Below are 22,180 nucleotides of genomic sequence, written 5' to 3'. Positions count from 1 at the left end.
TGATGGAACCCGAATCGGCCTTCCCGGCCTCCCCCGGTCTGGCCGGGAGCGTTCTCGTCCAGGCCCGCCGCACCCCCGCCGCCCTCGCGGTCGTGGACGGCGACCGGCGCCTGGACTACGCGGAACTCGACACCGCCAGTGCCACCGTCGCCCGGGCCCTGCACCGGCACGGTGTACGGCCCGGCCAGGCCGTGGCGGTCTGTCTGCCGCGCTCGTGGCAGCTGATATGCGCGATGCTGGGCATCCTCCGGCTGGGCGCCGTGGTGGTACCGCTGGACCGGCTGAGCCCGCCCGAGCGGCGTCGCCACATCCTGACCGACTCCGCGAGCGGGACGGTGCTGCACGGTGGCACGGCGCCCGACGGGCTGCCGGACGGCATACGGGCCCTGCCGGTGACCGAACTGTTCGCCGCCGGCCCGGCCGACGGCGACGACGCCCCGCTGCCACTGCCCAGCGCCCCGACCGCCTCCTTCATCTTCTACACGTCGGGCACCACCGGCCGCCCCAAGGGCGTCGAGGTGCGGGACACCGGCATCCTGCGGCTCGCGCGCCCGGGGTACATCCGGCTGGACGAGGGCGCGCGCTACGCCTGCCTCGCCAACCCCGCCTTCGACGCGCTGAGCTTCGAGGTGTGGGTGCCGCTGCTGACCGGCAGCTGCTGCGTGATCTTCAGTGACGAGAAGGTGCAGACGCCGCACCTGCTGACGGCCGCGCTGCGGCGCGAGCGCATCGACACCATGTTCATCACGACGGCGCTGTTCAACGCGGTGGCCGACAAGGTGCCGGACTGCTTCTCCGGCGTCGGCCAGATTCTCATCGGCGGTGAACACCTCAACGCCGCCTTGGTCCGCCGCTGGTACCGCGACAACCCCGCGAGCACCACCCGGCTCCACAACATCTACGGCCCCACCGAGGCCACCACCTTCGCCCTCTGCCACCCCGCCCCCCGCGATTTCGCCGCGGACGTGGTGCCCATCGGGCGGGCTCTGCCGGGCACCGAGGCCCTGGTGGTGGCCGACGGCACCCGCGTCGCCGAGCCCGGCGAGACCGCCGAGCTGTACCTGGCGGGCGAGGCGCTGGCGGCGGGCTACCGCAACCTGCCCGACGAGACCGCGCGCCGCTTCGTACGGCTGCCCTGGCACGACGGCGGCGCCGCCCTGCACTACCGCACCGGCGACCTCGTACGCCGCGACGCCGACGGCCTGATCAGCTACGTCGGCCGCGCCGACCGCCAGGTCAAGGTGCGCGGCTTCCGGATCGAGCCGGGTGAGCTGGAGCGGCAGATCGAGGCCCATCCGGCGGTGCGCCAGTCCTACGTGTGCACCCGCCGCGACGCGCACGGCGTCAACGAACTGCTGGCCTACCTGGTGCTCGGCGACGAGCTGTCGTTCGACGCCTTCGACCGGCACCTGGCGGACGGCCTCCCGGCGTACATGCGCCCGCACCATGTGTACCTGGTGGAGGAGCTGCCGCTGAACGCCAACGGCAAGGTCGACGCGACGGCACTGTTGCGTCGCGACGTCCGTCCCTGGCAGCGCCGGGAGACGGCGGAGGACGCGGCGGTCACGCCCTGGCAGCGCGAGGTGCTGGAGCTGGCGGGCGAGGTACTGGGCGTACCGGGCCTGCGGCTGGGCGACCGCTGGATCGCCAACGGAGGCGACTCGCTGAAGGCACTGCGGCTGCGCTTCGAGGCCCGGCGACGCTGGGGCTGCGAACTGCCCCAAGCGGCCGTACTTCAGGGCGACCTCGCGCAGCTGGCCGCTGCGGTCACGGCGGCTCGCGACGGGGCGGACTCGCCGTACCCGGAACTCTCCGCCCCCTCGGGCGCCCGCTCCGCCCCCGCCACCTCGGAGCAGCAGCGGCTCTGGCTCCTGCAACAGCGCGACCCGCAGTCCTGCGCATACAACGTCCCGATGGCGTTCCGGCTGAACGGCGCGGTGGACACCGCCGCGCTGCGGGAGGCGCTGCGCCGGCTGGTGGCGCGTCACCCCGCCCTGCGGACGGCTTTCGAGGCCACGCCGGAGGGACTGCGGCAGGTGGTCGGTGAGGCGTACGACCCGTGGGTGGCACCGGAGCCGCTGACGGAGACCGACGCGCCCGGAACAGCTGCGCCCACCGGGCCCGGTGCTCCGGCGGCCGACGGGTCCGACTGGCGACCCGCCGCCCACCGCCTCTTCGCCGCCCCCTTCGACCTGGCCCGCCCGCGACTGCTGCGAGCCACGTTCCTGACGCGGCCGGGGGGCGGCGTCCTGCTGCTGCACCTGCACCACATCGCGGTCGACGGCTGGTCGCTCAACGTCCTCTTCCACGACCTCTCGGCCGACTACGCGGCCGCGCTGAGCGGCACGGAGACGACGGAGCCCGCGGTGGCGCCGACCCCGCTCGACTACGCGGGCTGGCAGGCCGAGTGGTTCGCAACGGACGCATACCAGGAGCAGCGTGCCGCGCTCCACGACCGCCTGAGCGGTACGGACGAGGACGCGGACCCGTTGGACCCCGTCCTGGCCCCCGTCCGCCCCCGGGCCCGTACCAACGGCCGGCTGCTGCGCACCCAGCTCGACCCGGGCCGCCGCGCGGCGCTCGACCGGCTCTGCGCCGAGCTGGGGCTCACCCGCTTCCAGCTGCTGCTGGGCGTGTTCGCCTGGAGCCTGTACGGCGTGACCGGCCGCTCGCGTCCGCGGATCGCCGGGCCGGTCGCCAACCGGCCGGTGCAGGCTTTCGAGAACAGTGTCGGCATGTTCGCCAACACCGTGCTGCTGCCGCTGGACCTGGCGCCGGGTGAGCAGTTGCGCGCGCAGCTGCTGCGTCAGGGGGCCGCCGTACAGGAGGTGCTGGAGCGGCAGGACGTGGCGCTGGCCGATGTCCTGGCCGACCGGGGGAACCGTACCGACGGCTCGCCGTTCGACTTCCTCTTCGTCCTGGAGAACACCGATTTCGGCGCACTGGCGCTGCCCGGCTGCACCTCCCGCCCCGAGTGGCCGGTGCCCGCCGAGGCGAAGTGCCCGCTGACGCTGTCCGTGGTCGAGCACGAGGCGGGTTTCGACTGCCTGTGGGAGTACGCCGACGAGCACTTCGACGCCGACGAGGTGGAGGCCATGTCCGCCCTGTTCCGGCAGGGGCTGGACAGCCTGGCCGACGGCGGGACGGCCACCCTCGCCGAGCTGGTCGGCCCGTACCGCGGCGCGCTGCCCGAGCCCGGGCGGGGCGCTCCCACTCCCCCGGCCTTCACCACCGTGGCCGAGGGCTTCGCCCGCCAGGCCCGGCTGACGCCCGACGCCCCCGCGCTGGTCACCGACGGCCGCAGCCTCACCTACGCCGAACTCGGCGCGTACGCCGCCGCATTGGCCACCGAACTCCGGACGGCCCACCCGCTGCCTCCGGAGGACGACGGCCGGCCGCACTGCGTCGCGCTGTACTTCCGGCCCTCCGCCGAGCATGTGGTGGCACTGCTGGCGCTGGCCCGGCTCAATCTCACCATCGTGCCGCTCGACCCGTCCTACCCGCCGAAGCTGCTGCGGAAGATCCTGGACCAGGTGCGCCCGCTGTGCATCCTGGTACCGCCGGACGGCACGGCCGCAGTCGACACGATCGCCCCGGCGGACCTGCCGCGCCACCCGGTCGCCCTTCCGGACACCGCCCCGGACGTGCCCGCGTACGGCGAGCCCGCCCACGACGGACGGCGGCCGCTGTACACGCTCTTCACCTCCGGCTCCACCGGAACCCCCAAGGGCGTGCAGGTGCCCGACCGTACGCTGTGCAACCTGTTGCAGTGGCAGGCCGAGGCCGGGGGCCTGGCGGGCGGCGCGGTCACCCAGCAGTTCTCCATGCTGTCCTTCGACGTGTCGTTCCAGGAGATCTTCGGCACGCTGTGCGGCGGCGGCTGCCTGCATCTCGTACGGCCGGGCTGGCGGCAGGACGCGCCGACCCTGCTGGAGCAGCTCGAAACGGCCGGCGTCGAGCGGATCTTCATGCCGTACGTGGCGCTGCACCTGCTGGCCGAGCACGGCGTGCGGCTGGGCCGTTTCCCGTCCCGGCTGCGCGAAGTGGTCACCGCGGGCGAGCAGTTGCTGTGCACGGACGCGATCCGCCGCTGGTTCGCCGGGCTGCCCGGCGCGCGCCTGTTCAACCACTACGGGCCGACCGAGACCCATGTGGTCAGCAGCCTCTGCCTGGAGGGCGACCCTTCGCGGTGGCCGGAGCGCCCGGCCATCGGCAGGCCCGTCGCCGACGCGTGGCTGCGGGTCGTCGACGAGGCCGACGCGCCCGTACCGCCGGGCTGCCCCGGACGGCTGCTGATCGGCGGCCCGATGGCCGCACCCTGCTACCTCGGCGACGCGGCGCTCAACGCGTCCCGCTTCGTCGAACTGCCCGGCCTCGGCACCTTCTACCGCAGCGGCGACCTGGCCCGCTTCGACCGGGACGGACTGCTGCACTACTTGGGCCGCGACGACCAGCAGATCAAGCTGAGCGGCCACCGGCTGGAGCTGGGGCAGGTCGAAGCGGCGCTGCTCCAGCACCCGGGCGTGGTCAACGCGGTCGTCCTGCGCGACGGCGACCGGCTGACGGCCTGTCTGGAATGCCGCGGCGAGTCTCCGGCACCGGAGGACCTGGCCGCTCATCTGGCACCGCTGCTGCCTCCGTACGTACGGATCGACCGCTTCCGGCGGCTCACGTCCCTCCCGCTCACCCCGAGCGGCAAACTGGACCGCCGCCGGGCGCTGACCGCGCCGGGCGAGGAGCTGCGTCAGCGCGGCACGGCCTCGGCAGCCGCAGCGGCTGCGGCTCTGTCGCCGGTCGAGGCGCGGCTCACGGAGCTGTTCGAGGAGGTGACCGGCTCGCCCGTCGGACCCGACGAGCGGTTCTTCGACGCGGGCGCCACCAGCCTCGACCTGATGCGCTTCCACCTGAGATGCACCGCCGAGCCCGAGCTGTCGTTCAGCATTCCCGACCTGTTCGAGCACGTCACCGTCCGGCGGCTGGCGCGGTTCCTCGATGGCCGCCCAGGAACGGCCCGCCAGGACGCACCGGCGTCCGGCGCGGCCGACGAGCCGATCGCCGTGGTCGGCATGGCCGTACGGCTGCCCGGCGCCGACGACCTCGGTGCCTTCTGGGACCTGGTGCGCAACGGCGAACGCGGCATCGAGCACTTCGACGCCGCCGACGGCCTGGTCGGCGCCCGCAGTCAGATGTCCGGCCTGCTGGACTTCGATCCGGACCACTTCGGCATCAGCCGCCAGGAAGCCCGGCTGATGGACCCGCAACAGCGCCACCTGCTGATGAGTTCGGTACAGGCCCTCGCCCACGCGGGCATCACCGACCCGGCCGGACAGCGCGTCGGCATGGTCGCGGGCTGCGGCGAGAACACGTACTACCGGTCCGTACTGCGCGAGGCCGACCCGGCGTACCTGCCGGACGGCTTCCAGATGGCACTCCACCACGACAAGGACTACCTCGCCACCAAGGTCGCCTACCACCTCGACCTGTCGGGTCCGGCGTTCACCGTGCAGGCGGCCTGCGCCAGTTCGCTGGTGGCGGTGCACGTCGCCGCCGGTCTGCTGCGCCAGGGCGACGCCGACGTGATGCTGGCCGGCGGCGTCCTGGTCGACACCTTGCTCACCGGCGGCTACCGCTACCGGCCGCAGCACATCTTCTCCAAGGACGGGCACTGCCGCCCCTTCAGCGACGACGCCAGCGGCACGATCGGCGCCAGCGGCGTGGGCGTGGTGGTGCTCAAGCCGCTGCGGCTGGCGCGGCGGGACGGCGACACCGTGTACGCGGTGGTCACCGGCTCGGCGCTGAACAACGACGGTGCCGCCAAGCTCAGTTACAGCGCGCCCTCGCTGGCCGGACAGCGCGAGGTGATCCGCGCCGCGCTGCGCCGCAGCGGCCGTACCGGCGCCGACCTCGGCTATGTCGAAGCGCACGGCACCGGCACCGCGCTGGGCGACCCGGTCGAGGTCGGCGCGCTGCGCCAGGCGTTCGGCCTGGACGGGGCCGACCGCTGCGCCCTCGCCTCGGTGAAGAGCCAGATCGGGCACCTCGGCGCCGCCGCGGGCGTGATCGGCCTGGTACGGGCCGCCCTGGCGGTCCACCACGGCGTCATCCCGCCCAATGTCGACTTCCACCGGCTCAACCCGCAGATCGGTACGGATGCCGCGCCGTTCACCATTCCGACCGAGGCGCGGCCCTGGCCCGACGGGCGGCCCCGGGTGGCGGCCGTCAGCAGCTTCGGTATCGGGGGGACCAACGCCCATCTGGTCCTGGAGGCAGGCGAGACGGTGGAGTGCCCTTCGGGTGTGCGCGCTTCGGGCGTGCCCTGCCTGCCGCTGTCCAGCAGCAGCGAGGCCGGTCTGCGTGCCGATGCCGCGCGCATCGCCGAATATCTCCAGGACCGGCCGGAGGAGTACGGCCGTGTGCTGCGCCACCTCCAGGCAGGCCGCCCGTCCTACCGGTGGCGGGCCGCGGCGGTCTGCGCCGACGCGGCGAGCGCGGTGGCGTGGCTGCGTACGGTCGCGGGGACCGACCTGACACCGGTCGACGCGGACGCAACCGGAGCGGCGCTGCCCGCCGAAGGCCGTTCCCCCGAAGAACTGGCCGAATCCTGGCTGGCCGGGCAGGCGATCCGCTGGCCCGCAGGACCGGCACAGGCCCCGTGGGACTTCCCGCCCCCGGCGTTCGAACTGGCCGAGTACGACTTCCAGCGCGCCGCGCCGGACACCGACGGGCCCTCGGACCAGGCCACCACCGGGGCACTCCCCCAGCGGCTCCCGGACACCGACTGGCTGCACCAGCCGCACTGGGTGCGGCTCAGTCGCGCCGTCACCGCCCCCGCACCGCGCACGACCGGCGGGCTGCTGGTGGTCATGTCGGCCGAGCCGCTGCCGCCCGAGGCGCTGCGCCCCTTCGAGACCGCCTGGTTGCGGGTGGTACGGGTCAGCGCGGCGGACACGTATGCCCGGCTGGCGGACGACGCGTACGAGGTGGACCCGGCCGACCCGGCCTCGCTGCGGCATCTGCTCGACGCACTGGGCGACCCGGGCGAGACCGGCGTCGACTGGCTGCACGCGCTGCCGCTGGCGGTCGACGGCCCGGTGGACGAGGACGCCTTGGCGCGCTCCCGCTGGGCATGCCTCGACACACCCGCCGCTCTGCTGCAAGCCGTCGCCGGCACGCCGTGGGCATCACTGCTGCGGCCCTGGTGGCTGTCGTACGGGGCCCAGCCCGTCGAGGGGCCCGTGCGGCGGCCGGAGTTGGGCCTGCTGGCGGGCGCCTGCGAGGTGCCGTCCCAGGAGTGCGCCGTCGACAGCCGCTGGCTGGACCTGCCCGGCCGCGGCCTCGCCGACTGGGCGCCCCACCTGGCCGCGGTCCCGGCGTGGGACGACGGTCCGGACGCGCCGCCCAGGCGGTTGGCGCTGCGGCAGGGGTACTGGTGGCAGCAGGCGCTGCTGCCGGTGCCCGCACCCGCGCCGACGCTTCCTTCCGCGCTGCCGGACGAGCCGGGTACGTACCTGATCCTCGGCGGCACCGGCGGCATCGGTGGCAGCATCGCGGCCTGGCTGCTGGACCAGTCCGACTGCCGGGTGATCCTGCTCTCCCGGCAGCCGCGCCTGCCCGCCGAACTGACCTCGTGGGCGGACCGCGTCGAACTCGTCGAGGCCGACCTCGCCACGACGCCGCCGGACACGGTTCTGGAGCGGATCGACGGCGTCACCCACCGGATCGACGGTGTGGTGCACGCCGCGGGCACGGCGGCCGGCGGCCTGGTCACCCGGCGCGACGCGGCGGCGATGCGGCAGGCCATGGCCGCCAAGCTGCACGGCGCCCTGCTGGTCGAGCGGCTGATCGGGCGCCACCGGCCGGCGTTCGCCGCGTACTGCTCGTCGATGGCGGCCATGTTCGGCGGCATCGGCCAGTTCGACTACGCCGCCGCCAACGGTCTGCTGGACGGCTTCGCCCGGCACCGGGCCGACGAGACCGAGGCGACCCTGCGGATCGGCATCGACTGGGACATCTGGAGCGAGGTCGGCATGGCGCGGGACGCCCTGCAGTCGGACGACCGCCACCAGGCCCACCTCGCCGTCGGCCTGGCGGTCAAGGAAGGCCAGGAACTCTTCGCGCGGGCACTTCAGTTGCAACTTCCGCATCTGCTGGTTTCCACCACACCGGTCGAACAGGCCCGCGTGTTCTACGAGACCGCCCCGGCGCACGCGCCGGAGGGACCCGGTACCCGCACGCCCTCCGCGTCCGACGCGGCCGCCACTTCCGACGCGGCCGCCACCGGACTCGCCGACTGGCTCGGCCGCTGGCTCGGCCTGGACGCACTGGACCGGGACGCCTCGCTCTACGACCAGGGCGCCGACTCCCTGACCATGCTCGACCTGATCGGCAAGGTGACGGAACAGTTCGGCGTCGACCTGGAACTGTCCCAGCTCAGCCACCAGGTCAGCCTGAACGAGGTGCTGGAGAAGGCCGGCGCGCGGCCGGGAGCCGAAACGTTCCCGGTGACCGGGGCCTCCGAGGCGTCCGGCCCGTACGCGGACACCGGTCCGGCCGGGGACGACGACCCGGTGACCCTGGAGGTCTGGCAGCAGGGCACCGGACATGACCTGCTGTGCCTGGTCCACCCGGTAGGCGGTGACATCCAGGCGTACCGGGCGCTGGTGTCGGCCCTCGACCCGCGCTTCACCGTCTGCCTGATCGCCGACCCCGCGCTGCGCCGGCCCGACCTGCCGGCCTGGTCCCTGACCGAACGCGCCCGCCGCTACCACACCGCCCTCCAGACCCGCTTCCCGCACAGCGCGTGGCGCCGGCAGCTGGCCGGCTGGTCCTTCGGCGCGTGGGTGGCGCAGGCGATGGCGGCCGAAGCGGAGGCGGCGGGCCACCCGGCCGCCGCGCTCCACCTGCTCGACCCGCCGCCGCCGGACGCCGCGCCGCACTTCAGGGCGTACGACGAGACGCAGCTCGAAGCGGTCTTCGCGCACGAGCTGGGGCAGGGCGGCGCGCAGGCGCCGGCGAGCCGGGAGGCCCAGGCGTACGCCGAGCGGCTGGCGCGCTGCTGCCGGGCCAACGTGGCGGCCATGGCGCAGCACGAAGCGCCCCGGCTGGCCGGCACGCCCAGCCGCCTCTGGCTGGCCGACCAGCCGGTCGACGGGCTGCCCGACCTGGGCTCGCCGGAATCGCAGCAGCTCAGGTGGCGGGAGCACCTGCCGGACCTGCGCGGCTGGCAGAGCCTGGACACCACGCACTACGGCATCGTCCGGCCCCCGTACGTCCAGGCCGTCGCGGACGCGGTCGACGCCGCCGCGCCGACCGGTTCGGACGGTCGCTGATGCCGGACCCGACACGAGACGGCGCCCCGACGCCGCCCGCTCGTCAACCACTCGCCCACCGCCCCGAGGCCACCACCATGAACCCGTACCGATCCCTGCCGCCGCGCTCCTTCTGGCGCACCGCCGTGGCCGAACCGGACCCCGCGGACATCGACGGCCTGTGGACGCCGAAGTTCCCCATCGGCCAGGACGACGTCGTACTGACCGCGGGCTCCTGCTTCGCCCGCCACATCGGCCGCGCCCTGCTCGAACGCGGCATGAACTGGCGGGACGCCGAACCGGCGCCGCCCGGGCTGACCGAGGAGGAGCGGCTGGCCCGCCACTACGGCGTGTTCTCGTTCCGTACCGGCAACATCTACACCGCCGCGATGCTGCGGCAGTGGCTGTCCTGGGCACACGGCGAGACCGCGCCGCCCGACGAGGTCTGGGCCGAGGACGGCCGCTGGTACGACCCGTACCGCCCGTCGGTCGACCCGGAGGGGCACCCCTCGGCCGAGGCGGTACGGGCGTCGCGCGAGACGACCCTGGCGGCGCTGCGCGGCGCCGTGGCCGAGGCGGACTGCTTCGTCTTCACGCTGGGCCTGACCGAGGCGTGGGTGGGCCGCCACGACGGCACCGTCCAGCCGGTCTGCCCCGGCACGGTGCGCGGCGCCTTCGACGACGGGCGGTACGCGTTCCACAACTTCACCTTCGCCGAGGTCCACCGCGACCTGTCGCACGCCATCGCGCTGGCCCGTGCCGCCAACCCGGGGCTGCGCGTGCTGCTGACCGTCTCACCGGTGCCGCTGACCGCGACCGCCACCGGCGGCCACGCCCTGACCGCCACCACGTACTCGAAGTCCGTGCTGCGCGCCGTGGCCGGGCAGCTGGCCCAGGAACACGAGTACGTCGATTATTTCCCCGCGTACGAGATCGTCACCGGCTTCCCCTTCAAGGCGCGGTTCTTCGAGCCGAACCTGCGCACCGTCGCGCCGGACGGCGTCGCCTTCGTCATGCGCCAGTTCTTCGACGCGCTCGCGCAGGTCCCGGCCGAGCGGCCGCGCCCCGCCACCGCTGCCGTCCCCGCCCAGCCCACGACCGGAGAGGACTTCTGGTGTGACGACGCCGTACTCGACTACTACAACCAGGGCTGATACGGCCGGGGCCGGTCCGGCGCCCGCCGCCCCCGCCAGGTTCCTGCTGCTCGGCGACTCGCACGCCGGGCCCGTCGGGCGGGCGGCGAAGGCGGCCGGCATCCCCTTCAGCGGCGGGCCGATCGGCGCCGGACGCGACTTCAACGCGGACTTCTTCGACCTGCGCGGCACCGACGTCACCTTCCGCAAGCCCGAGGCGGACACGTACTACCGCCGCTTCCTGGACGAACTGGGCATCGCGGGCCTCGGAGAGCTGGCCGTCCCGCTGGTGTGCACCTTCGGCTTCAGCGCCCACTTCGTCGCGACCACCGAGAACTGGCGGATCTACCGGGTGCGCGGCGGCGGCTTCGCACCCGGCTTCCTGGAGAGCCGGCTCTTCGGCGACCTGGTACGCGCGACGGTCCGCGACGCGCTCGCCTTCTACGAGCACGCCCGCGGCCTGGGCCTGCGTGTGCTGGCCGCGCTGCCGCCGCAACGGGTGCCGGGCCTGTCCGACCCGGAGGTCTTCATGGCGGCGCAGGACGTCGTACGGCGCGCCGTCACCGCACTCGGCGTGGAGGTCGTGGACCTGCGCGACCGGGTCACCGACGCGTCCGGACTCCAGCGTCCCGAACTCTGCGAGACCAACGACATGATCCACGGCAACCTGGCCTTCGGCCGGCTCATCCTGGCCGACCTGCTGGCCCGGGGCCTGTGACGCCCGGTCACCGGACACATCCCGTTCCCCGGCTCACCCCGTTCTCCGGACCGGCCATTCCGGTCCCCCGAACCATCCCGTACCACCCGCACCACCCCAGGAGGGGCGCAATGGAGCAGTACGCACTGGACGCCATCGAGCGCATCACGACCAGGAAGCCGGAGGTCTACGACACGATCTCGGTGGACCCGGTCACCCCGCTCACGGGCGCCGAGATCTCCGGCATCGACCTGTCGCAGGAGCTCACCCCCGGCCAGGTGGACGAACTCCGGCGCGCCTTCCTCGCCCACCACGTCCTGGTCTTCCGCGACCAGACGATGACACCCGAGGACCACAAGCGGCTGGCCGGCCACTTCGGTGAGCTGCACCCGGTGGCGGCCCCGGCCGAGGGTGCCGACCCGTACGTGCTGGAGATCAGCACCACCAAGGAGTCGCGCGCCGTGGCCGGCAACGGCTGGCACGCCGACGGCACCGCCGACGAGGAGCCCTCGCTCGGCTCGATGCTCCACATCCTGCGCGTGCCGGAGGGCGGCAGCGGCGGCGACACCCTCTTCGCCAACATGCACCTGGCGTACGAGCTGCTGTCCCCGGCCATGAAGGAGTTCCTCGACGGCCTGACCGCCGTCCACGACGGCATCCTCCCCTGGCAGGGCCAGACCCCGCCGGCCGACTACGTCGTGCCCGTCACCGAGCACCCCGTCGTGGCCCGCCACCCCGAGACCGGCCGCAGGCTGCTGTTCGTCAACGGCGCCTACACCTCGCACATCCCGCAGCTCTCCCGCGGCGAGAGCCGGGCGGTACTCGACCTGCTCTTCGACCACATCGCCCGGACGCCGCTGTTGCACTGCCGGGTGCGCTGGGCCCCCGGGACGCTGGTCTTCTGGGACAACCGCTGCCTGCAGCACCACGCGACGTGGGACTACTACCCGCAGACGCGCTACGGGCGGCGGGTCGCGATCAAGGGGCACCGTCCGCAGGCGTGACGCGCGCGGCATCCGCCCCGGGGCACCGGGCCCCGGGGCGGAGAACCGTTACAGCTCAGGCCGCTGCCGCCCTCGCCAGACTGTCCGCCAGCCCCTCCGCGAGCCGCCCGTACGCCGCCCGCCGCCGCTCGTCCTCCTGCCCGTCGGCCACCTCCCGGTTGGCCTCGGCCAGGGCGCAGGCATGGACGTACGCGCCCAGGTACGCCTCGGCGGCGGCCCGCGCGTCCTCGCCCGCGTACGCGGCCGCCGACGCCCGTGAATTCGCGAGCGCGTGGGCGTCGGCGAACGACCGTGCATTGGCACCGGTGTTGAGCTTCGCGTAATACTCCGCGAACTCCGCGGTCTTCTCCTCGCCGTAATTATTGGCCGCCGCATAAGCACGGGCATTGGCCGCCGCCGTGGCGAAGGCGTCGGCATAGGCATAAGCGAGCCGGTAAACCTCCCGCAACGCCGGTTCCAGCGCCGCGGCCCACTCGCTTTCCGTGGCCCGGTCCCCCGCCCGCGCCCGCTCGTGCAACGCGCGTACGGCTTCCAGCGCCGCGCCCGTACCGCCGCGCCGGACGCTCGCCGCCACCAGCGCCGGCAGCGCCGTACGCACCTGCCAGTCGTGCACCACATCCAGCGGCACCTGTCCCCCTAGGCGCTCCACCTCGGCGAACACCCGCCGCGCCCAGCCCTCGGCCACCCCGGCGTCCTGCCCGTCGAACAGCGCCTCAGCCATCTGCGTCAGCCACGCGGGCGCGCCCGGCCCGCCCCCGCTCCCCGGGCCGTCACCGCCCGTACCGGCCCCACCGGTCCCGCCCGCCCGACCGGCCCCACCGGCTTCCCATTGCGCGCGAAAACACGAATACGCCTCAGCGGCGACCGGCGACGAGCTCATCAGCCTCTCCTCTTACCTTCGCAGGGGACCTCACCGTATCCCGGCACGCTGTCGGCACATTTCCGAGGATCGTCACAACCCCGCCACAAACACCAGCCGGCCCCCGTAACCGCCGCCGGACATTTTCCGGCCATGGGATGCTGAAGCGTTGGCAGTTCACGGCAGAGACGGGAGAGTACGACAGCGTGGGGGCAGTGATACGACGGAGCCTGACCGGCGTGTGGGACCGATTCGCGGCGTCCGACCCCGGACTGCTGCGGCTGATGGCGGGGCTGCGGACGGTGGCGGCGATCGCGCTCACCCTCGTGGTCCTGGCCGTGGTCGGCACCGACGTCACGCACCTGGTCGCGGGCGCCATGACGGCGATGGTCGCCACCTTCGCGATCAAGGAGAAGCAGGTACGCGGCCAGGCGGTCACCCTCGCGCTCGGCCTCCCCGTGGCGCTCGCCGCGATCTCCCTCGGCGCGCTGCTGCACAGCCAGGTCATCGCGGGCGACGTCTTCTTCGTCGCCCTCATCTTCGGCGCCGTCTACTGCCGCCGCTTCGGCGACCGCGGCACCGCCCTGGGCCTGATCGGCTTCCAGACCTACTTCGTCTCCCTCTTCGTCGGCGCCACCGTCTCCGCCCTGCCCGTCCTCGCACTGACCCTGGCCATCGCCTTCGCGTGCAGCGCCGTCGTCCGCTTCACCGTCGTACCGGAGACGCCGCAGCGCATCCTGCGGTGGCTGCGCGGCGCGTTCCGGGCCCGGGTCGCCCAGCTGGTCGCCACCCACATCGAGCTGCTGGACGCCCGCCCCGAACAGCTCGACAAGGTCCTCGACGACCTGCGGCGGCACACCGCGCGACTGCACGAGTCGGCGCTGATGATCCAGGGCCGGCTGGAGGACGGGACCCGCGACGCGGCCGGCGCCGCGCTGCTGCAACGCCGTATCGCCGACGCCGAGATCGCCACCGAACGGCTGGGCGTCCTGCTGCTCAACGCGCGCACCGCCGAGCGCGCGGACACCCTCACCCTCCACCTGCCGCAGGCGCCGCTGCCGACCGCGAAGAACGAGATGCCGGCCGAGGACGCCGCGACCGTCACCCTGCGCCGCGACCTCAACGCCCTGCACCTGCTGGTGTCCCGGGGGGCGTCCGACCAGCCCGGCACGGCCGTCGCCCACGTACGCAACCGGCTGCTCGGCTACCGCGACGAGGACAACCTGCCGCGCGCCTCGATCGCCGTCCAGGACGTCTTCCGCGGCATCGGTGAGGCCGCCCGCTCCGTACTGGGCCTGCGGCTCGCGCTGGACGGGCCGCAGGACGAGTCCGACGACACGCCCGCGACGACCCGTTCCCGTGAGGAGTTCGACGCCGAGGACGTCGCGCTGGCCGGCGGCGCCGATGAGCCCGAGGAGGACGACCGCAAGGGCCTCCAGCGCCCCACCACCCGGGCCGCGTTCCAGATCGCGGTGGGCTCCACGCTCGCCATCATCGGCGGCGAGTTCCTGTCCTCCCAGCGCTGGTACTGGGCCGTGCTGACCTGCTGGGTCGTCTTCCTCAACACCGCCTCGACGGGCGAGATCATCATCAAGGGCTACCGGCGGCTGCTCGGTACGGTCCTCGGCGTGGTCGCCGGGGTCGGGCTCGCGGGCCTGGTCGGCAACCACACCTGGACGGCGTTCGCGCTGATCCTCCTCTTCGTCTTCGCCATGTTCTTCACTGCCCCCCTCTCCTACGCCCTGATGTCCTTCTTCGTCACGGCGATGCTCGGCCTGCTCTACACCCTCCTGAACACCTACAGCCTCGACGTCCTCATCCTGCGCATCGAGGAGACCGCCCTCGGCGCCGCCTGCGGCATCATCGCCGCCGCCGTCGTCCTGCCCGTCCACACCGACCGGCGCACCGACGACCTCCTCGGCACCGTCCTGACCAAACTCGACGAGGTCGTCTCCGCCTCCGTCGACCAGCTCAGCGGCGCCCCCGCCGCCGACCTGCTGGGCCTCTCCCGCGACCTGGACACCGCCCTGGACGAACTGCGCGCCTCCACCCGCCCGCTGACCCACCCGATCAGCCCGCTCCGCGTACGCCGCCAGACCGTCCGCTACCTCGTCGCCCTCCTGGAAACCAGCGCCTACCACGCCCGCTCCCTGGCGGCCACCGCCGAACTGCTCCCCTACAGCAAGACCATCGCCGCCGACCCCCGCCTGGAACGCGTCGGCCGCCGCATCGCCCACAACATAGAAACCATCACCGCCCACGTACGCGGCACCAAGACCGACGCCAAGGTCACCTCCGGCGCCACCATCATCTCCCTCCTCGAATCCGACGGCTCCGGCGCCCCGAACCCCGGCACGGTCACCTACCGGGTCCTCCGGCATCTCCAGCGCCTGGACGAAGGCGTCTCGGGCCTGGCACGGCCGCTGGGAGTGCCGGTGGCGGGGCGGCCGGAAGGGAAGGGCAAGAGCGGGGAGCGGCGAGGGGCGGAGTCGACGCGGGCCTGACGCGATGCCGGCAAGCAGCCGGCTTCGCCGCGTCCCGGCGGCCGAGCCCCCGGCCACCGGTGCGACCGCGCATCTCAGCGTGGGCTGAGCGGGTCACGGGTCGCGGCCGGGCGCGGGGGCCAGGCGCGGGGGGCGAGGATGCCGAGGACGTAGGCACGGGCGACGAGGGCGGGCCTGGTCTCGGCGCCCAGCAGGTCCCGGAGCCGGCTGAGGTGGTAGTCGACCGCCTGCCGGGAGAGCTTCAGCGAGGTGGCTATTTCGCCGTTGGTGCTGCCGCCCGCGAGGAGGGACAGTATGCGGACCTGCGCGGCGGTGAGCGGCGGGTGGGCCTCGTGGGCGATGCTCTGGTCGGTGACGACGGCCCACACGTGCGCGACGCGGCCGGCGGGCCCGCTCACCGTGGTCAGGTGGAGCTGCGCGCGGCGCTGGCGCCCCTCGCTGTCGAGGAGTACGGCGGAGGTCTCCGCCCGCCTGATGCGGCGGGTGATCAGCCCCTCCCAGGCGCGACGCAGGGGGCGCAGGTCGGGAGTGGCGGCGAGCAGGGTGTGCGCACGACGGCCGACGAGGTCGGACAGGCGTGTCCGGAACAGTTCGGCGGCGGCCGTACCCGCCTGTTCGATACGGCCGCTGACCGAGAGCAGCGCGCAGGGCAGACCGCTGTGGTCCCGCAGCGCGCGCAGATTCTCCTCGGCCTCCTGGCGCTGGCTCGTCGCGCGGACGTGGTCGGTGATGTCGACATAGATCCCGGCCACACAGGTCCGGCCGTTCTCCTGGGCCGGGAAGCGATGGCCGGCCGCCTGCCCCGTGCTTCCGTCCGAGCGGTGGTAGCGCAGGTGGTGGCGGACCGGCTTGCCGCGGCGGAGGATCTCCTGGTCCAGAGCCCGGAACTGAGCGGCGTCGGAGGGGGTGTCGAGGTCTTCGATACGGCTGCCGACGACCTGCTCCGGCGTGGTGCCGTAAAGATGCGCGTAGGCGTGATTGGCCCATAGGTAGCGGCCTTCGTGGTCGCGGAGGAAGGCCGCGGCCGGAGCGAAGTCCGCGAAGTCCGCGAAAGCGGCGTACGGCCGGCCGCCGGCGGACTGCGCACCGGCCTCCATCGCGAGCCCGCGCGTCCAGCCCCGTCTCCCGTCCTGGGGCCATCTCACGTTGAAGGCCCGGCCGTCGAACTGGACCAGGCGGTGGCTGTCTTCGAGGGCGTCTCCCGGGGCGCACAACTCTTGGCGCGCGCGGTCCAGGAAGCGTTGCGCGGTGGGCAGATCGGCGAAGGCCCCGCCGCCCCGCTCCACGATGCGCCCCTGCTCGTCGGCCTCCCACCAGGACACGGGGAGGTGCTCCAGCAGTGCTCTGAGAGCGGGATCGTCCACGACGGCCTTTCCGTCCATGTTCCCACCGGGCGGCGGGAGGTGACATGGCGATGCCTATCCCATGTCGAGTCCGGCCATGCTCGGTTATCGGCCGACTGCGATACGTGAGCGCGTCCCCGGGGCAGCTTGCCATAGGTGATCCACAGCCTTCGCGCGCACTCCAACGATGTCCACGACTTTGGCATTTGCCTGATTGGCACCTGCCTCCGGCGGCACTTCCGGCCCCCGCCTTCTGATTCCCTTGTGTGTGCCGCCGGTTACCCGACGTGTTCTACGCGGGTTGCGTCGCTGCGTCCCGGTCACGCCCGGCGAGCGGCGCCAGGCCGGGCAGCGGGGCCGGTCCACGGCCCGAGGCCCCGGACGGACGAGCGAACAGACAAGTGATGGGAGACGAACTTCAGTGAGCACGGTGCTGTTGGTGCACGCCAAGGGTGGTCCGCCGCTCGGCCATGTCCTGTCCCGGGCAGCCGCGAGGGCGGACGTGCACCTGCTGGCGCTCAGCGAGCTTGCGCCGGCGGTCACCGCGTCCGCGGGACATCTGTGCGCCTCCGTCATGCTGCCCACCGACGCGGAGCGGTCCGACCTGGTCTCGTTGATCGTCTCGCGAGCCGAAGCGGTCGGCGCGGACGCGGTTCTCACCTTCTCCGAGTACGCGGTCGTGGCCGTCGCCGAGGCGTGTGAGGCGCTCGGCCTCGCCGGGGCGGGAGACGCCGCCGCGCTCGCCCGCGACAAGCGGATGATGCGGCACACCTGGCACCGGCACGGCCTGCCGCAGCCCGCGTTCCGTCCCGTCACCACGCAGGCCGACCTCCACGAGGCCGTCGCCGCCCTGACCGCTCCTCTGCTGCTCAAGGCGGCCTGGAGCGCCGGCTCCACCGCCCATCAGATCATCGGATCCCCACAGGAGGCCGACGCCGCCTGGCGGCGCTCGCGCGAGACCATGGCCCTGTCCGCCCGGCTGGGCTACGCCGAACTCCATGTGGCCGAGGCGGCGGGCCACTTCGTGGTCGAGGAGATCGTGACCGGCGACACCGCGGGCTGGTTCGACGAGCCCGGCTGGGGCGACTACGTCAGCGTCGAGGGCGTGGTGACCGGCGGCGTCTTCCGGCCGGTCTGCGTCAGCGGCCGGATGCCGACGGTGCGGCCGTTCACCGAGCGCGCCGGCATCACCCCCGCGTCGCTTCCCACGGACCTCCAGGACCGCGTCGTAGAGCTGGCCCGGGAGGCCGTCGACGCCCTCGGCCTGCGCGACTGCGGCACCCACACCGAGATCAAGCTCGGCGCCGACGGGCGCATGTGGCTGATCGAGACGGCCGCCCGGTTCGGCGGCGCGATGACCGTCCCGCAGATCGAGGAGGTGTTCGGGCTCGACGTCGTCGGCATGCTCGTGGACCACCTCCTGGGCCGCCCGGTCGCCTGGCCCGAGCGGGTCCTCGGCCCGAAGCAGGCACGGGGCGCCGCGGGTTCCCTCGTCGTCCTCGCGGTGGACGGCCACGGCGATGCCTGGCGGGACCGCAGGCTGTGGGACTTCCCCGTGGTGAAGGAGACCGTCGCGCTGAGCGAGGGCAGCACGCTCTCGGTGGTACCGGAGAGTTCCCTGCCCGACGGCAGCACCGTGCCGGTCTACGACCCCGCCGGCGGGGCCAACACGATGGCGGCCCTGTGCCTGCTCTCCGCCGCCGACGCGCGCACCGTGCTCCGTGACTTCACGGCTCTGGTGGACGCGCTGCCCGACGTACTGCCGCCCGCCGTACCCGCCGCGCCCCGGACCGGGCCCCCGGCCGCCCGGTCCCGGTCGACGGCCGCACCGTCTCCATCCCCCGCCCGCCCGCACCTCCGGCCGGCCGCACCGTCCGAGGGAGTCGCCGTATGACCACCACTCAGCTACCCGTCAGCGTCGCGGATCCCGCGACCGACCGCACGGTCGTCGGTGAGAACCTCTCGCTGCCGCTGTTCCGTACGCTGTCCGGGGTCCTGGCAGGCCACCCGTACCTGAAGGTCGTCGTCGACCGCGCCGAGGCCACCTGGCACCTGCTCGACACGGCCGCACACCCCTTCCACGTGAACTACGTGGCCACCCGTGTCCTCGGCATGGACCTCGGCGAACTCGATGCCCGACTGGACGCGTTCAACGCGTCCGTCTACATGGACCCCGAGCGCCGCTTCCTGCTCGGGGTGCTGTCCCTGCACACCGACGAGGACCGGGAGGGCCGCGAGCGTACCTTCCTCGTGCTGGAGACGACCGAGGCCGACACCATGCACGGGGAGTTGCTGGAGTTCTTCTACGCCTTCGTCCGGGAACGCGTCGACGGCAGGCTGCCGCTCCTGCTCAAGCCCGCCAACCACGGCCAGGAGGAGGCACTGGCGTCGGTCAGCGAGCAGCGGGTGCCGCGCATTCTCGGTCACGAACTCTTCGGCTCCCGGGTCCGCGTGCCGCTCAATGCCGGGGAAGCCACGGGCCGGCTGCGCTGCTTCCGGACCGTGGCGGAGTACGAGGCGGCCGCCGGCGGGCTCGGCTGGTCGGACATCGTCGCCATGCCCTGCCTGCCGGACGGCGTGCGGAGGGTGGCCGGGTTCATCAACACCGCGCCCATCACCCCGCTGTCCCACACCAACGTCCTCGCCTCCGGATGGGGCATCCCCAACGCGATCGTCCGCGACCTGGACCAGCTCGTCGAGAAGAACGGTCTGAACGGGGCCTGGGTCCGCTACCGGGTCCGCGAGGACGAAATCACCCTGGAGCGGCTGGAGCAGGCCCCCGAACTGCGGGCCCCTGCCTGGCACCAACAGCGCATCCGTCTGGAACCACCGCTCCTGGAGGACGCGCCCGTACTCTCCCTGCACCGGCTGCGCAGCGACGACCGGGAGCGCTACGGCACCAAGGCGGCCAACCTCGGAGAGCTGCACCACGTGCTCGACAGCCGCACGGCCGACCTCACCGCGTTCTACGGCCGCCCCCGCCCGCCCCGTAAGAACCTGTACGGGCACCTCGCGACCCGGCTCGGCCTGAGCGCGCCCTCCGCCACCGAACTCCGCGCGGCGGCGGCCTCCTTCGTGGCCGCCACCGTCGAGGCCCCCGAGGGTGTGGCCCTGCCGTTCTCCCTCCTGCACCGTTTCCTCACCTCCTCCCCGGCACTCCAGCAAGGCATCGGCAAGCTCAAGATGGCGCTCGAACTCGACGCCATGGACGTCCTCGACTCGCTCTGCCTGCAGATCCAGCACCTGATCCGGCACACCGCGATGCCCGACTCCGTCGCCGGGAAGATCACCCGGGCCTTCCCCGCCCCGCTCGCCGCGGGCGGCCGCCTCGTGGTGCGCTCCTCCTCCAACGCCGAGGACCTGCCGGGCTTCTCAGCGGCCGGTGTCTACGACTCCGTCACCACCGTCCGCGGCACCGGCGAACTCCTCGACGCCGTGCGGCAGGTGTGGGCCTCCCTGCTCTCGCCGCGCAGTGTGCGGCTGCGCCACCAGGTGGGCATATCCCTGGACGACACCTACATGGGCGTGATCATCCAGGAGTACGTCCCCGCCGCGCTCGGCGGCGTCCTGGTGACCTGCGACCCCACCCGGCGGGAGGACTTCCGCAACATCTACCTCAACTGTTCGCCGGGCTCGCCCGAACAGGTCGTCGAGGGAGAGGTGCTGCCGCAGCAGTACCTCTACAACACCGTCGAGGGCGGCGGGCGCACCGTCGCCCTCGGTTCCTGGAGCGAGGGGCTGCCCGCCGCCACGCGGGCCCGGCTCGCGGACCTGTCCCTGACCGGCCGGCTGCTCCAGTCCCACTTCAGCGCGCCCGACGTGGACCACCCTCTGGACATCGAGTGGCTGCTGACCGACCAGGGCGACTTCCGCCTGGTCCAGATCCGCCCCTACGCGCTGTGAGCCCCCGCCTCCCGCGCTCCGCCGCGCGGCCCGCGGCCACGCCCCTGACCGGCACCGCCCGCCGCATCATCCGGCTCAACTACGGCTTCCAGCTGCTGTTCAACCTGCTGTGGTGGATGCCGGTGTTCTACGCCTACCAGAAGGACGCCGGACTCTCCGACGGGCAGATCTTCGGTATCCAGAGCATCTACTACGTGGCCTTCTGCCTCTTCGAGATCCCGACCGGGCTGATCGCCGACCGTATCGGTACCCGCAACTGCCTGCGGGCCGGCGCCGTCGTGATGACGGCGGCGAATCTCGCCCCGGTGGTCAGTTCCTCGTACACCGGATTCCTCGTCCACTTCCTCGCCATCGCCGCCGGCCGCTCGCTCACTTCGGGCGCGGCCAGCGCCTACCTGTACGACGGACTGCGCGCCGAGCGGTGCGAGGAGCACTACCTCAAGGCGGAGGGGACCGCCCGGGCACTCGGACTCGCCGCGAAGATCTTGTGCTGGCCCCTGGTCGGGCCGCTGATGACCCTAGTCCACCCGGCCCCGTACCTCCTGAGCGCCCTGAGTGCGGCGGGTTCCCTGATCTGCGTCATCGCCCTGCCCCGATCGGCAACGCCCTCCAAGGTACGCGCTACGACCTCGCCGGGCCGGACCGGAGAGCCCCGGACACCACGGGGCGGGCGCGGCACCTCGCTGGGCGACGCGAAGGCCGCGCTGCGCTGCGTCGTCTCCTCGCCATGGCTGGCGCTGGTCATGGTGCAGGGCGTGGCCGTGTTCACCCTGTCCAGGATCTGCCAGGTCAACCTCTTCCAGCCGATCCTGCTCGACCACGGCATCGGCGAGTCCGCGCACGGCGGGGTACTCGCCGCCATGACGGTGGCGGAGGCCGTGGGCTCGGCACGCCCCCAGTGGCTGGGCCGCCGCCTGTCACCGGTGGCCTGGGTCTCCGTCCTCAGCCTCGTCCTCGCGGGCACCCTGGCGGGCATCACCCTCGGCGGGCCCTGGGCGGTCGTCGCTCTCCTCTGCGTGTTCGCCGCCGCGGCCGGCTTCGCCTATCCCATCCAGCGCAAGCTGGTCAACGACGCCGTGCCGGCCGGCGCCCCACGGGCGACGCTGCTGTCGGTCGAGTCGATCGTGGACCGCGCGGTGTGCGCACTGGCGGCCGTCGCCGTGGGCGCCTATCTCTCCGCAGGGCACCTGGACGCCCTGCTCTGGCACAGCGCCCTGGCGACCGCGGTGCTGCTCGCCGCCTTCCAACTGGTCCTGCGCAGCGCCAGGACGCGGCGCGGTGCGGATGGGATGACGGAGGGGGTTGCGGCCCTGGAGGCGGCGGAGCGGCCGGCTTCTGAGGCGGCAGAGGAGCCGGGCTCCCGTCGACGGCATCCGGGAAGCGCGGCGTCCGGCACGCCGGACGCTCATCCCAAAGCCCCCGTTTAGGA

At 73.2% G+C, this 22,180-nt stretch carries 10 protein-coding genes; 8 read left to right on the top strand and 2 right to left on the bottom strand.

Annotated elements, in window-relative coordinates:
- The first annotated feature begins 2 nt into the window (after positions 1–2).
- The 4 genes from ACZ4Z1_RS08235 (at position 3) to ACZ4Z1_RS08220 (ending at position 12,142) form a co-directional block, all read left to right on the top strand.
- Complete coding sequence (locus tag ACZ4Z1_RS08235; protein WP_468485762.1) at positions 3–9,329, top strand: amino acid adenylation domain-containing protein; 9,327 nt, start codon at positions 3–5, stop codon at positions 9,327–9,329.
- 77 nt (positions 9,330–9,406) lie between these two features.
- The gene (locus ACZ4Z1_RS08230; RefSeq protein WP_468485761.1) at positions 9,407–10,462 is read left to right on the top strand and encodes a GSCFA domain-containing protein; all 1,056 of its coding nucleotides are present in this window, start codon (positions 9,407–9,409) and stop codon (positions 10,460–10,462) included.
- On the top strand, positions 10,425–11,159 hold the full coding sequence (locus ACZ4Z1_RS08225; RefSeq protein WP_468485760.1) for a hypothetical protein: 735 nt from the start codon (positions 10,425–10,427) through the stop codon (positions 11,157–11,159). The genes ACZ4Z1_RS08230 and ACZ4Z1_RS08225 overlap by 38 nt, the downstream gene beginning before the upstream one ends.
- A gap of 110 nt (positions 11,160–11,269) precedes the next feature.
- Complete coding sequence (locus ACZ4Z1_RS08220; protein WP_468485759.1) at positions 11,270–12,142, top strand: TauD/TfdA dioxygenase family protein; 873 nt, start codon at positions 11,270–11,272, stop codon at positions 12,140–12,142.
- A 55-nt stretch (positions 12,143–12,197) separates the two neighbouring features.
- Here ACZ4Z1_RS08220 and ACZ4Z1_RS08215 read toward each other — a convergent pair whose 3' ends face one another.
- The gene (locus tag ACZ4Z1_RS08215; protein WP_468485758.1) at positions 12,198–12,863 is read right to left on the bottom strand and encodes a SpcZ; all 666 of its coding nucleotides are present in this window, start codon (positions 12,861–12,863) and stop codon (positions 12,198–12,200) included.
- 296 nt (positions 12,864–13,159) lie between these two features.
- Here ACZ4Z1_RS08215 and ACZ4Z1_RS08210 point away from each other — a divergent pair, with 296 nt between their 5' ends.
- Positions 13,160–15,505: an FUSC family protein gene (locus tag ACZ4Z1_RS08210; RefSeq protein ID WP_468485757.1), complete on the top strand. Its 2,346-nt coding sequence runs from the start codon at positions 13,160–13,162 to the stop codon at positions 15,503–15,505.
- 74 nt (positions 15,506–15,579) lie between these two features.
- On the opposite strand, the gene ACZ4Z1_RS08205 is transcribed toward ACZ4Z1_RS08210, so the two are convergent.
- Positions 15,580–16,887, bottom strand: a complete 1,308-nt coding sequence (locus tag ACZ4Z1_RS08205; RefSeq protein ID WP_468485756.1) for a PAS domain S-box protein — start codon at positions 16,885–16,887, stop codon at positions 15,580–15,582.
- A gap of 382 nt (positions 16,888–17,269) precedes the next feature.
- Here ACZ4Z1_RS08205 and ACZ4Z1_RS08200 point away from each other — a divergent pair, with 382 nt between their 5' ends.
- Genes ACZ4Z1_RS08200 through ACZ4Z1_RS08190 form a run of 3 tightly spaced genes read left to right on the top strand, consistent with a single transcriptional unit; the run spans position 17,270 to position 22,178 of the window.
- Positions 17,270–18,742, top strand: coding sequence for an ATP-grasp domain-containing protein (locus ACZ4Z1_RS08200; protein ID WP_468485755.1), 1,473 nt, complete (start codon positions 17,270–17,272; stop codon positions 18,740–18,742).
- Positions 18,739–20,751 carry a PEP/pyruvate-binding domain-containing protein gene (locus ACZ4Z1_RS08195; RefSeq protein ID WP_468485754.1) on the top strand — a complete coding sequence of 671 codons (2,013 nt, stop codon included), beginning with the start codon at positions 18,739–18,741 and terminating at the stop codon, positions 20,749–20,751. The genes ACZ4Z1_RS08200 and ACZ4Z1_RS08195 overlap by 4 nt, the downstream gene beginning before the upstream one ends.
- Positions 20,748–22,178 carry an MFS transporter gene (locus ACZ4Z1_RS08190; protein ID WP_468485753.1) on the top strand — a complete coding sequence of 477 codons (1,431 nt, stop codon included), beginning with the start codon at positions 20,748–20,750 and terminating at the stop codon, positions 22,176–22,178. Before ACZ4Z1_RS08195 ends, ACZ4Z1_RS08190 begins: the two co-directional genes overlap by 4 nt.
- The last annotated feature ends 2 nt before the right edge of the window (positions 22,179–22,180 follow it).

This window comes from Streptomyces sp. NPDC030165, assembly GCF_055573595.1.
This window is presented reverse-complemented; position numbering and strand designations above follow the sequence as displayed.